The sequence below is a fragment of the Polaribacter litorisediminis genome (assembly GCF_019968605.1).
In the GTDB taxonomy this organism is placed as follows: Bacteria; Bacteroidota; Bacteroidia; order Flavobacteriales; family Flavobacteriaceae; genus Polaribacter; species Polaribacter litorisediminis.
On record NZ_CP082966.1, the window covers coordinates 4182009 to 4195330 of the forward strand.

Consider the following 13322-nt stretch of genomic DNA (forward strand, 5'->3'; position numbering starts at 1 on the left):
CTTTATAAATGTCATATTATAGGAGCTTAAAGATCTTTTACCAATTTAATTTTTTAACGCATTTCAATTAAAAATAATCATCATCTTCGTTGCTATACTTTTTTTGATAAAAAGTAAGCAGAAAAGAATCCATGATAGAATTAAATTGATGTTAAAAGCTTATTTTAAGATGGCTTCAATTCCTGGTAAAGATTTCCCTTCCAACATTTCTAACATAGCACCACCACCAGTAGAAACATAACTTACTTTATCCGCAAAACCAAATTGTTTTACAGCCGCAACAGAATCACCACCACCAACTAGAGAAAATGCACCATTTTTAGTTGCTTTATCAATAGAATGACCCAAAGCAATTGTACCTGCAGCAAACGATTCCATTTCAAAAACCCCTAAAGGACCGTTCCAAAGAATCGTTTTACATTGATTTACAATTCCATCAAAAATTTCTCTTGATTTTGGTCCAGCATCAACACCTTCCCAGCCATCAGGAATTGAATCAATGTCACAAATTTGGGTATTTGCATCATTGCTGAAATTATCGGCAGCAACAACATCCACAGGAATATGAATTTGAACATTTTTAGCTTTCGCTTGTTTTAGAATGTCAAGTGCTAATTCCATTTTATCATCCTCACAAATAGAGTTTCCAATTTTTCCGCCCTCTGCTTTTATAAAAGTAAAACTCATTCCGCCACCAATAATTAAATGATCTACTTTATCTAAAATATTTTCAATTACTGTAATTTTAGAAGATACTTTTGCACCACCTAGAATTGCTAAAACGGGTTTTTCAGAATTGTTTAAAACTTTATCGATGCTTTCAATTTCTCTTGCCAATAAGTTTCCAAAACATTTACGGTCTTCGAAAAATTGTGCAATAATGGTAGTAGATGCGTGCGCTCTGTGAGCAGTGCCAAAAGCATCATTTACATAAATATCACCTAACTTAGATAATTTCTCAGCAAAAGCAACATCACCTTTTTCTTCTTCCGGATGAAAACGAAGATTTTCTAGTAATAAAATTTCACCATCTTCTAAATTTGCAACTGCCTCCTCTGCTTTTTCACCTACACAGTTTTCTACAAATTTTACTTGAACACCCATAATTTCTTTAACCTTGGCAACAATATGTTTTAAAGAAAATGCATCATTAACAACACCTTTTGGTCTTCCTAAATGCGACATTAAAACGCAACTTCCGCCATCTTCTAAAACCTTAATAATAGTAGATTTTGCAGCCTCAATTCTCGTGGCATCTGTTACTTCAAATTGATCATTTAAAGGCACATTAAAATCTACGCGAATGATTGCTTTTTTATTTTTGAAATTAAAATTGTTTAGTGTTTTCATTTTTAGATGTATTTTTAACAAAAATACTTTTTTATTTACGTTTATTGAAACGGATAACTTAAAATTTAAGTTAACGTTTGCGTAAATTAAGAACTTTATAAGGCGCAAAGAGTTTCCCAGTCTAAAAGTTCTTTTATTTTGATTTTTTAAATTATGAATTGCGAATTAATGGCGAACTAATTTTTTATATTTGTCCATGCTTTTCAACCAGATTATAGGTCAAGAACATATTAAAAAACATTTGCAGACTTCTGCTGAAAATGGCAGAATTCCGCATGCCCAATTATTTGTTGGTAAAGAAGGTTGCGGTACGTTGCCCATGGCAATAGCGTATGCACAATTTTTATTGTGTAATTTTTCTGACAATAAAGAGGCTTGTACTATAAAGTGTGGTAAATTACAGCATCCAGATTTGCATTTTGCCTTTCCTGTTACAACAAATGATGCTGTGAAAAAAAATGCAGTAAGTAATTTGTTTATAGAAGATTGGCGCTCGTTTATTGCCTCCCAACCTTACGGAAGTTTATTTAATTGGTTGCAACATATTGGCGTAGAAAATAAACAAGGTTTAATTGGTGTTGATGAAGCGGAAGCCGTTGTAAAAAAGTTAAAATTAAAAAGTTACGAAGGTGGTTTTAAGGTGATGATTATTTGGATGGCAGAAAAAATGAACATTTCTGCGGCTAATAAATTATTAAAACTCATAGAAGAGCCTCCGCAAAAAACGGTTTTCTTGCTGATTACAGAAAATGAAGAGCAGATTATAAACACCATTACATCGAGATGTCAAGCGTTACATTTTCCTGTTTTAAGTGAGCAAGATATTGCTAATTCTTTAAGTGTAAACTATCAGGTTGCAGATAATGAAGCGGCGAAAATTGCGCATCAAGCAGAAGGAAATTTTAACAAAGCCCTTCATTTATTGCAAAATGACGGAAATGATTTGGTTTTTGAAAAATGGTTTGTTGATTGGATTAGAACTGCGTTTAGAGCCAAAGGAAACCCTGCAGTAGTGCAACAATTAATTTCTTGGTCTGATACGATTGCAAAAACAGGAAGAGAAACACAAAAACAATTTTTAGAATATTGCTTACAATTTTTTAGACAAGCACTTTTGTTAAACTATAAGTCTGATCAGTTGGTTTTTATGAATTCAAAATCGGGTTTTGATTTATCAAAATTCGCTCCATTTGTACATTCAGGAAATATTTTAGATATCGAAAAAGAACTCAATGAGGCAATGTATCATATTGAAAGAAATGGAAATTCAAAAATTATTTTGTTAGATCTTTCTATGAAATTAACTCGATTTTTACACAAAAAAGAAGAGAAGGTTTAGTTATTGTAAGCTGTTAATCTAGCAACATATTTTCCAATTACATCAAACTCTAAATTTACAACATCATTAATTTGTAAGGTTTTAAAAGTGGTATGTTGCCAAGTATAGGGAATAATTGCAACACTAAATTCGTCCTTTTTAGAATTCACAACCGTTAAACTAACACCATTTACTGTAATAGAACCTTTTTCTATGGTGATGTTGTTTTGGTTAGAAATATATTTAAAAGTGCACAATGTACTTCCGTTTTCATCTTTTATGCCTATACAAACCCCCGTTTCATCTACGTGGCCTTGCACTATATGTCCGTCTAATCGGTCTCCTAATTTCATGGCGCGTTCTAGATTCACGATGTGATCTAGTTTCAGTTTTCCAATATTGCTTTTATCCAAAGTTTCTTTAATAGCCGTTACGGTATATTCATCATTTTTAATATCAACAACCGTTAAACATACACCGTTATGTGCAACACTCTGATCTATTTTTAATGCATTTGTAATATCACTTTTTATTGTTAAATGAACATTTTCTTGCTCTTTTACAATATTTTTTACTGATCCAAGTGTTTCTATAATTCCTGTAAACATATCTCTAAAATTTGGTTACTTTTGTACCTATCAAAAATAGTAATATTACAAGACATCTATGGATAAATCTGAGAAAATAATTGTAGGAATTTCAATAGGAGATTTAAACGGAATTGGTATTGAAGTAATTTTAAAAACTTTTGAAGATAAAAGAATGTTAGAGTTTTGTACTCCAGTGTTGTTTGGAACAACAAAAACCATTTCTTATCATAAAAAAGCATTGGGAATAGAAATTCCTGTGCACGGAATTACATCCATAACGCAAATAAATCACTCAAAAATTAATATTTTAAATATTTGGAAAGAAGAGGTTGCTATAGAATTAGGAAAAGCGACTAAAATTTCTGGAGACTATGCCGCAAAATCGTTAGCTTCTGCAGTAAAGCATTTAAAGGAAGATGCCATTGATGTTTTAATTACTGCGCCTATCAACAAAGAAAATATACAATCGGATACTTTTAATTTTCCGGGCCATACAGAATATTTAGAAGCCAATTTAGAAGGTAAAAGTTTAATGATTTTAATGACAGATCAATTAAGAATTGGTTTAATTACGGGTCATATTCCTATTGCCAAGGTTGCCGAATCGATTACTCCAGAAGTTATTAAGAGTAAAGTTGAAACGATGTATACCTCTTTAAAACAAGATTTCGGAATCGATAAACCAAAAATTGCGGTCTTGTCTTTAAATCCGCATTGCGGAGATAAAGGAGTTATTGGAGAGGAAGATGATAAAATAATACGACCAACTATTGAAGAAATTAAGGAGACTGGCAAGCTGGTTTTTGGTCCTTATGCAGCCGATGGCTTTTTTGGTTCTGAAACTTACAAGCAATTTGATGGTGTTTTAGCAAGCTATCACGATCAAGGTTTAGCGCCTTTTAAAGCGTTGTCTTTTGGTAAAGGAGTAAATTTTACGGCAGGTTTAGATCATATTAGAACTTCACCAGATCATGGTACAGGCTATGATATTGCTGGTAAAAATCTAGCAAATCCCTCTTCATTTAAAGAGGCTTTATTCACGGCATTAAAGATTTTTAACACGAGAAATGAATATAAAGAATTGACAAAAAACCCGTTGGTTGTAAAATAAAAAGAAAGAATATTCTTTTTTTTATATAATATATTGCAGAAATACATTTTTTTGTATCTTTGCCCGCTCAATTGATGTTTGATAATGAAAGACTTGAAACAATTCAACATACCGTTTGTAGGATTAAAAGAAGGAAGTCATGTATTTAGTTATACTATTGAGAATACGTTCTTTGAAGCTTTTAATTTTGATGAATTTACCAGTTCATCAATAAAAGTTTTATTAACATTTGTAAAAAAAAGCACATTATTTGAGCTAGTTTTTACGGCAGAGGGTTCGGTTGAAGTTCCTTGTGATGTAACAAATGAGTTATATCACCAAGAAATAATATCTGAATTGCCTTTAGTTGTAAAGTTTGGTCCAGAATATAATGATGATAATGAAGAAATTTTAATACTTCCTCATGAAGCTTATGAAATGAATGTTGCACAGTTTATTTATGAAATGATAATTTTAGCAGTTCCTAACAAAAGAGTACATCCTAAAGTTTTAGATGGTACAATGAAATCTGAAGCATTAAATAAATTGAGAGAATTAGAGATAAAGAAAGTAAAAACTGTAGAAACTACAGACCCAAGATGGGATAAATTAAAGAATTTAATAACAGAAAAAAAGACATAAAATGGCGCATCCTAAAAGAAAAATATCCAAAACAAGAAGAGATAAAAGGAGAACACATTATAAAGCATCGTATCAACAGATTGCTACAGACCCAACAACTGGTGAATCTCACTTATACCACAGAGCTCACTGGCACGAAGGAAAATTATATTACAGAGGTCAAATTGTTTTAGAATCTGCATCAGCAGAAGCTTAACAGACACCTATAAAGAAACCCAAAAACCCTCAACTTTGAGGGTTTTTTTACGTTTTTAAGATAAATTACCATTCTTTAGAGGTAAAATAGGGTAAAACGTGAAATAATTTTCACTACTTTTGAATATTCTAAACTTAAGAAAACAAACCTTAATTATGACAAAAATCTCTGCAGCAATTACGGCAGTAGGAAAATATGTTCCTGATTACATCTTAACGAATAAGGAATTAGAATCCTATGTAGATACAAATGATGAATGGATTACTACTAGAACAGGGATTAAGGAGCGAAGAATTCTTAAAGGAGAAGGTTTAGGTACTTCTTTTATGGCTATAAAAGCAGCCGAAGATTTATTAGAAAGATCAAACTCAAAATCAGAAGATATAGATTTGGTAATTGTTGCTACGGCAACTCCAGATTTACCAGTTGCATCAACAGCAGCTTATGTAGCTTCACAAATTGGTGCTGTCAATGCATTTTCTTATGATTTGCAAGCAGCGTGTTCTAGTTTTTTATTCGGAATGTCTACAGCAGCTAGTTATATAGAGTCTGGTAGATACAAAAAAGTACTTTTAATTGGCGCCGATAAGATGTCTTCTATTATAGATTATAAAGACAGAGCAACTTGTATTATTTTTGGTGATGGTGCAGGAGCTGCATTATTTGAGCCAAACAATGAAGGTTTGGGGCTGCAAGATGAGTATTTAAGAAGTGATGGTATAGGAAGAGATTTTTTGAGAATTGAAGCAGGTGGTTCTATAATGCCACCGACAATAGAAACTGTGCAACAGAAAAAACATTTCGTATATCAAGAAGGAAAAACGGTTTTTAAATATGCAGTATCTAATATGGCAGATGTTTCAGAAAAAATGTTAACAAGAAATAATCTTACTGAAGTAGATATTCAATGGTTAGTGCCACATCAAGCAAATAAAAGAATTATTGAAGCAACAGCAAAAAGAGTTGGGGTTAACGATGATAAAGTAATGATGAATATTCAAAAATATGGAAATACAACATCTGCCACGTTACCACTTTTATTATCCGATTATGAAAATCAACTTAAAAAAGGAGATAACTTAATTTTTGCAGCATTTGGTGGAGGTTTTACTTGGGGCGCTATTTATTTAAAATGGGCATATAATTCAAAAAAATAATAATTAAATAATAATAAGAATGGATATTAAGGAGATTCAAAATCTTATAAAATTTGTAGCTAAATCTGGCGCTAGCGAGGTAAAGTTAGAAATGGAAGATATAAAGATTACAATTAAAACAGGTTCAGGAAAAACTGAAACAACAATTGTACAAGCTGCACCTATGAGCAATATGCCACAATCGGCTCCAGCTCCTGTTGTGCAGCAGGTTGCCGAAACACCAGCTCCTGCAAAAGCAGCAGAAAGCGAGGACTCCAAATACATTACAGTTAAATCGCCCATAATTGGTACTTTTTATAGAAAACCAGCTCCAGACAAACCTAATTTTGTGGAAGTTGGTACAGATATTAGTATTGGAGATACGGTTTGTGTTATCGAAGCAATGAAATTATTCAATGAAATTGAATCTGAAGTTTCGGGTAAAATTGTAAAAGTTTTAGTAGACGATTCTTCTCCGGTAGAGTTCGATCAGCCTTTATTTTTAGTAGATCCATCTTAATAGAAAGGGTTTAGATTTTGTAGTTTAGATAGTAGATTTTCTAACTCATAACTCAAAACTCATAACTCAAAACTCTTATCTTATGTTTAAAAAAATATTAATTGCCAATAGAGGTGAAATTGCACTGCGTGTCATAAGAACTTGCAAGGAAATGGGCATAAAAACTGTAGCAGTCTATTCTACGGCGGATGCAGAAAGTTTACATGTTAGATTTGCCGATGAAGCTGTTTGTATTGGACCACCGTCAAGCGCGGAATCTTACCTTAAAATGTCTAATATTATATCTGCGGCAGAAATTACAAATGCAGATGCCATACATCCCGGATATGGTTTTTTATCAGAAAACGCAAAATTTTCGAATTTGTGCGAAGAGCATAACATTAAATTTATTGGGGCTACAGGTAGTATGATTGATCAAATGGGAGACAAAGCAAATGCTAAATCAACCATGAAAAAAGCAGGTGTACCTTGTGTACCTGGTTCTGAAGGGGTTATTACTGATTTTCAAGAGTGTGAAAAACTAGCAAAAGAAACGGGTTACCCTGTTATGTTAAAAGCTTCTGCTGGAGGTGGCGGTAAAGGAATGCGCGCAGTTTGGAAAGCTGAAGATTTAAAAGATGCTTGGGATTCTGCAAGACAAGAAAGTAAAGCTGCTTTTGGGAACAATGATATGTATATGGAAAAACTCATTGAAGAGCCAAGACATATCGAAATTCAGATTGTAGGAGATTCTTATGGAAAAGCCTGCCATTTATCAGAAAGAGACTGTTCTGTGCAAAGACGTCATCAAAAGTTAACAGAAGAAACTCCTTCTCCTTTTATGACGGATGAATTGAGAGAAAATATGGGTAATGCAGCAGTAAAAGCCGCTGAATTTATAAAATATGAAGGTGCAGGAACGGTAGAGTTTTTGGTTGATAAACATAGAAATTTCTACTTTATGGAGATGAATACTCGTATTCAAGTAGAGCACCCTATTACGGAAGAAGTTGTAAATTATGATTTAATCCGCGAGCAAATTTTAGTAGCAGCTGGGGTACCTATTTCTGGAAAAAACTACTATCCGCAACTACATTCTATAGAATGTAGAATTAATGCAGAAGATCCTCATAACAATTTTAGACCAGCACCAGGAAGAATAACCACCTTTCATGCTCCTGGAGGTCATGGAGTTAGAATGGATACACACGTGTATGCAGGATATATGATTCCGCCAAATTATGATTCTATGATTGCAAAATTAATTGTTACTGCTCAGACTAGAGAAGAAGCAATTAATAAAATGAAAAGAGCTTTAGATGAGTTTGTTATCGAAGGGGTTAAAACGACCATACCTTTTCACAGACAATTAATGGAACATCCAGACTATGTGGCCGGAAACTATACCACTAAATTTATGGAAGATTTTGAAATGAAAGCATAAGTAACGTTTAGATTTAAAATAAGATTAAAATAGAGAATACATGTTTGTATTCTCTATTTTTTTATCTTTAGGCTAAAATAATATACCTATGAAAATTGACGGAATTGATAAAATTATTATTAAAAGATTAGTAAAAGATGCAAGAACACCTGTATTAAGTATTGCTAGAGAGGTTGGTATTTCTGGCGCAGCTATACATCAAAGATTAAGAAAATTAGAAAAATCTGAACTTATTGATGGGTATAGAATGGTGTTAAACCCAAAGTCTTTAGGGTATACAACGACAGCTTTTGTAGGGGTTTTTTTAGATTCATCGAGTTTGTATTCATCTGCGGTTAAAAGACTAAAAGAAATTCCAGAAGTTGTAGAAAGTCATTATACAACAGGAAATTATGCTATTTTTATAAAGATATTGTGTAAAAACAATGAAGATTTAATGCATCTTTTAAACAAAGATATTCAAAATATAAAAGGAGTCTCTAGAACTGAAACCTTTATCTCTTTAGATCAACAGATTGATAGACAGATTAGTATTTAGATTTTAGAAAGCATATCCTAAAAAATAGCTAGAGAAGAAAGTATAAAGGCAACCTATTTCATAAATAGTATTCAGTGGAATTTTGTTAATACTATTTGTAAATGATGATACAATTAAAAGATTAAAATTTAAAAAAGGATGCCAAAAAATTTATTTTCCTGCTCATAATGATAAATCCATTAGGTGGTGAAAAGGCCCATAAATATTTAAATAGTAAAGTTTTGTGTAATCTAATGATTTCTTATGTGAACATGCCTAGAATGAACAGAGTTAGATTTTTATCAGTTTTAAGAAACTATCTAATTATGCCTATTTCTTTTTTGAAAAACGAGTTGCAAAAGTTTTTGGTTTTTGGTATTTCTCCTTATTTTACAAAGTATTTAAAATCTATAGACAACATAAATACAGTTACTTTTTTATAGCTGATTCGCACAAAAACCAGTTTATCTTGGTAAAAAATGAGACAAAAGTAATTTTATTTAATAGTTGAATTTTTATAAAAATCTCTAATTTTAGGTCTTATGGAGCAGCCCAACTTATCTTTTATAAAAGAATTATCAGGAGATGATGCTGATTTTGAAAAAAGTATGCTAGACATCATTAAAATAGAATTTCCTGAAGAGGTTCAGCTTTTCAAACATAATTTTCAATTAAAAAACTATGTTGAGGCTTCTTATAATGTGCATAAAATAAAACATAAAATTGGTTTATTAGGAATGCAGGAAGGGGCAGCAACAGCTTCTGAATTTGAACTTGCTTTAAAAATGGGAAACACTAAATTACATGCTGTTTTTTTAAAAGTTATTGATAAAATTCATGTATATTTATTTAAGTAATTTTTAATTGGATTCGTAAAATGAATTGTATTATTGTAGACGATGATGCTACTGCCAGGTTAATTATCAAGCAACTTTGCTCAAAATCAGAACAAGTGCAGGTGTTAGAAGAATTTTCTTCTGCCATAGAAGCTATAAAATATCTAAATACTACCGAAGTAGATTTGGTCTATTTAGATATTCATATGCCAACCTTTTCGGGCTTTGATTTTATTAAAACCTTAAAAAAATTACCGAAAATTATTTTAACGACTTCGGATAAAAATTTAGCCTTAAAAGCATTTGAATATAAAGGAGTGGTAGATTATTTAGTAAAACCGATATCCAAAAACCGATTTCAGCAATCGTTAGAAAAATTAGCTGCTCTCTCACCCCAAACAGCACTGAGTTCCGAAGAAAAAATGAGCTCTGAATTCTTATTTGTAAATGTTGATAAAAGGCTTGTAAAAATCATAATATCAGATATTTATATTATTGAGGCAAAAGGTGATTACATAAATATAAAAACTGAACATAAAAACTACCTTGTACATTCTAGTTTAAAAAAAATTAATGATAAATTACCATCAACGTTATTTTTTAAGGTGCATAGATCTTTTATTATCAATACCGCAAAAATTATAGATATAGAAGATAATACAGTTTTAATTAAGAAAGAAGTAATCCCAGTAAGTAGATCAAATAAAGGTGAACTAATGAAAAAATTGAACTTACTGTAAATAATAAATTTTACAAGTAATCGATACTTTTCTGCTATTCATCGTTAATAATCATTCAATTATCGATATAGCACTATGATGGATTGAAAAAATAGTTAATTTTAAAAAGTATTGTAAAACATTATTATAAGTTGGGGGATTTATAAATTTAAACAATACAGGGCTGATTTTTATCAGCCCTTTTTTATGCCATGTTTTATTTCATGTTTTGCAGTGTAAAATCTAAAAGTTTAGATTATCTTAAATCAACGCAGATCTTTGAAAGGTAATAAGTTTTAAATTTCAATTTCAACATTTTAATTTCATAGGGAGATCAAGTTTTTCTAAATTATTTTTTGATTTATTTTCATTAAAAAAGAATTAGCTTAACGTTCATTACGGTCATTTTTTTAATAAAAAGTACACGAAAAAGAAACGATTTATTGCAGTGTTATCGTCTACAATGATATTAAATGGCTGAATAGAAAGTTCTTTTAAAATTTTTATTGAATTCATTGGTTTTAGATATTGTTTGCAATACATATGCCTACTTTCAATAGCTGGGATACACGATTATTTTTAACCAAATAAGTACTCATTTTATATTTTATAATGAACTTAAAGGATAGATTGTAGGTTATATCAACAGCCTTTGAAATTAAATATATATTCTCATGAAAAACAATAGATTTAAAATTATTTTAGTCATTACAGTGCTGATATTATTCATTCCGTTAATTGCCATGCAAGTTACTGACGAAGTAAATTGGAAAGTATTTGACTTTTTAATTGTTGGATTATTACTCGTCGGAACTGGGGTACTATTAGATTTTTCTTGGCGAAAAATAGGGAAATTAAAATATAGAATTTTCGCAATTATTACTATTGCAATTGTTTTTCTACTCATTTGGGCAGAGCTTGCGGTGGGCATTTTTGGTACGCCTTTTGCTGGAAATTAGAAAATATCAGTAAAACAAAAGTAAAGCAATCGCTATGACTGATATTTTTTTTAGAAAAAAATATACGAAGGTGTTCAGACAATCTACCTATTTACCAAAATTAATTTTTCACTAAAATATGAACTAATTTTTATGTGAATTTCTACTTACTTTTTATCAAAAAAAATACCCTTATCAAAAAAGGTTTTATAGCTTGTTTTTAATTTCAATAAATCAAAAATAATGGAATCTATTCATGTCATATTATAAATTTAAATTGACGTAAAGTGCTAAAGTTATACCATGCGATTGTTCTTATAAGTTAAACTTGATACAAGAATCTTAGTTTTATTTTTAGCAAACATAAATTATTAGTTGATAAAAAAATACTAAAAGGATATATATAATTAACGTGGAGTTAACTTTGAAAAAATAAAATATCTGTAAATTTGTCATGTGTAAATTATGAACTAAATAATAATTGTATGAAATAAAAGTAAAAGTTAAAGAATTTGAATTAATTATTTAAAATCTCAATTTGTTTTGAGGTTTTTTTTTGCACTAAAAAATGATTAAAAACAATAGTTAAACTATCGTTAAAAAATAGGATATATTTCTTTATTAATAGTAATACTTTTATATTTGATCTCGGAGACATAGAATGTGATTTTTTTATCATAACTGCATGTTTTTTTCATTAAAGTTAGTTTGGTTGATTAATTTAGTTGGCATCAAAAAATGTTTTTGGTGTCAACTTTCTTTTTACCTTTGTATTGTATGATAGAACAAAAAGAAGCCACTTCAGAAAAGACTGTTTTAATAGGTGTTATTACGCAACAGCAAGATGAAACTCAATCTGAAGAATATTTAGATGAACTCGAGTTTTTAACCGAAACGGCGGGAGGCGTTGTTGTAAAACGTTTTGTACAAAAAATGGAAAAACCGCACCCTAAAACTTTTTTAGGTACTGGTAAATTAGAAGATGTAAAAGCATACATAGATTCTCATGATATAGGAACTGCAATTTTTGATGACGAATTATCACCGGCGCAACTTCGAAACATAGAAAAGATTTTAGATTGTAAAATTTTAGACAGAACTAATTTAATACTAGATATTTTTGCACAAAGAGCCCAAACAAGTTCAGCCAAAACGCAGGTAGAATTAGCGCAACATCAATATTTATTGCCACGTTTAACGAGACTCTGGACTCACCTAGATAAACAAAAGGGAGGTATTGGAATGCGAGGGCCTGGGGAGACAGAAATAGAGACCGATAGGCGTATTATTAATGATCGAATTGTACTTTTAAAAAATAAATTAAAAACAATTGATAAGCAAATGGCCGTTCAGCGAAAAAATCGCGGTAGAATGGTACGTGTTGCTTTGGTAGGATATACAAACGTTGGTAAATCTACCTTGATGAATGTCATTAGTAAGAGTGATGTTTTTGCCGAAAACAAGCTTTTTGCAACTTTAGACACTACGGTTAGAAAAGTTGTTATTAAGAACATTCCATTTTTAATGACAGACACCGTTGGGTTTATTAGAAAATTACCTACACAACTGGTAGAATCTTTTAAATCTACTTTAGATGAGTTGCTTGAAGCAGACTTATTGTTGCATGTTGTAGATATTTCACATCCTAATTTTGAAGATCATATAGCATCTGTCAATACTATTTTAAATGATATTAAATGTGGGGATAAACCAACAATAATGGTTTTTAATAAGATTGATGCCTACAAGCATGAAACTATTGAAGAGGATGATCTAGTTACTGAAAAAGGAAAAGAACACTACACTCTGCAAGATTGGGAAAAAACTTGGATGAATGATTATGATGTGGACTCGATTTTTATTTCTGCTTTAAACAAAGAAAATTTAGAAGATTTTAAAGAAAAAACATATCAAGAGGTAAAGAAAATTCATATTCAACGTTTTCCATATAATGATTTTTTATACCATGAATATAAGGAAGAGGATCAGTAAAATTATCTCTCAAGCCGTTTTTGACGTCTCAAACCCTTAGCCATATTAATTTTAA

Annotated in this window: 14 protein-coding genes; 12 read left to right on the plus strand and 2 right to left on the minus strand. The window is 30.8% G+C overall.

Going from position 1 to position 13322, the window contains the following annotated elements; all coding sequences use genetic code 11:
• Nucleotides 1-159: 159 nt before the first annotated feature.
• The gene (locus K8354_RS17895; protein WP_223444046.1) at nt 160-1350 is read right to left on the minus strand and encodes a phosphoglycerate kinase; all 1191 of its coding nucleotides are present in this window, start codon (nt 1348-1350) and stop codon (nt 160-162) included.
• Nucleotides 1351-1546: 196 nt separating this feature from the next.
• Between K8354_RS17895 and K8354_RS17900 the strand changes: the two genes are divergently transcribed.
• The gene (locus tag K8354_RS17900) at nt 1547-2689 is read left to right on the plus strand and encodes a DNA polymerase III subunit (protein WP_223444048.1); all 1143 of its coding nucleotides are present in this window, start codon (nt 1547-1549) and stop codon (nt 2687-2689) included.
• On the opposite strand, the gene K8354_RS17905 is transcribed toward K8354_RS17900, so the two are convergent.
• On the minus strand, nt 2686-3276 hold the full coding sequence (locus K8354_RS17905) for a riboflavin synthase (protein WP_223444050.1): 591 nt from the start codon (nt 3274-3276) through the stop codon (nt 2686-2688). The genes K8354_RS17900 and K8354_RS17905 overlap by 4 nt on opposite strands.
• A gap of 58 nt (nt 3277-3334) precedes the next feature.
• On the opposite strand from K8354_RS17905, the gene pdxA reads away from it, so the two are divergent.
• The 11 genes from pdxA (at nt 3335) to hflX (ending at nt 13267) form a co-directional block, all read left to right on the plus strand.
• Nucleotides 3335-4369, plus strand: a complete 1035-nt coding sequence (gene pdxA / locus K8354_RS17910) for a 4-hydroxythreonine-4-phosphate dehydrogenase PdxA (protein WP_223444052.1) — start codon at nt 3335-3337, stop codon at nt 4367-4369.
• Between the two features lie 84 nt (nt 4370-4453).
• The gene (locus K8354_RS17915) at nt 4454-4990 is read left to right on the plus strand and encodes a YceD family protein (RefSeq protein WP_223444055.1); all 537 of its coding nucleotides are present in this window, start codon (nt 4454-4456) and stop codon (nt 4988-4990) included.
• A gap of 1 nt (nt 4991) precedes the next feature.
• Nucleotides 4992-5186 (plus strand): 50S ribosomal protein L32, encoded by a 195-nt coding sequence (gene rpmF / locus K8354_RS17920; RefSeq protein ID WP_223444057.1) that lies wholly within the window; start codon nt 4992-4994, stop codon nt 5184-5186.
• A gap of 155 nt (nt 5187-5341) precedes the next feature.
• On the plus strand, nt 5342-6343 hold the full coding sequence (locus tag K8354_RS17925) for a beta-ketoacyl-ACP synthase III (RefSeq protein WP_223444060.1): 1002 nt from the start codon (nt 5342-5344) through the stop codon (nt 6341-6343).
• Between the two features lie 19 nt (nt 6344-6362).
• On the plus strand, nt 6363-6842 hold the full coding sequence (gene accB, locus K8354_RS17930) for an acetyl-CoA carboxylase biotin carboxyl carrier protein (RefSeq protein ID WP_223444063.1): 480 nt from the start codon (nt 6363-6365) through the stop codon (nt 6840-6842).
• Nucleotides 6843-6924: 82 nt separating this feature from the next.
• The gene (accC, locus tag K8354_RS17935) at nt 6925-8265 is read left to right on the plus strand and encodes an acetyl-CoA carboxylase biotin carboxylase subunit (RefSeq protein WP_223444065.1); all 1341 of its coding nucleotides are present in this window, start codon (nt 6925-6927) and stop codon (nt 8263-8265) included.
• Between the two features lie 88 nt (nt 8266-8353).
• The gene (locus K8354_RS17940) at nt 8354-8803 is read left to right on the plus strand and encodes an Lrp/AsnC ligand binding domain-containing protein (RefSeq protein WP_223444069.1); all 450 of its coding nucleotides are present in this window, start codon (nt 8354-8356) and stop codon (nt 8801-8803) included.
• Nucleotides 8804-9324: 521 nt separating this feature from the next.
• Nucleotides 9325-9639 carry an Hpt domain-containing protein gene (locus K8354_RS17945; protein ID WP_223444070.1) on the plus strand — a complete coding sequence of 105 codons (315 nt, stop codon included), beginning with the start codon at nt 9325-9327 and terminating at the stop codon, nt 9637-9639.
• A 20-nt stretch (nt 9640-9659) separates the two neighbouring features.
• Nucleotides 9660-10358: a LytR/AlgR family response regulator transcription factor gene (locus K8354_RS17950; RefSeq protein ID WP_223444071.1), complete on the plus strand. Its 699-nt coding sequence runs from the start codon at nt 9660-9662 to the stop codon at nt 10356-10358.
• Between the two features lie 653 nt (nt 10359-11011).
• Complete coding sequence (locus tag K8354_RS17955) at nt 11012-11296, plus strand: hypothetical protein (protein ID WP_223444073.1); 285 nt, start codon at nt 11012-11014, stop codon at nt 11294-11296.
• Nucleotides 11297-12052: 756 nt separating this feature from the next.
• Nucleotides 12053-13267: a GTPase HflX gene (gene hflX, locus K8354_RS17960; RefSeq protein WP_223444081.1), complete on the plus strand. Its 1215-nt coding sequence runs from the start codon at nt 12053-12055 to the stop codon at nt 13265-13267.
• The last annotated feature ends 55 nt before the right edge of the window (nt 13268-13322 follow it).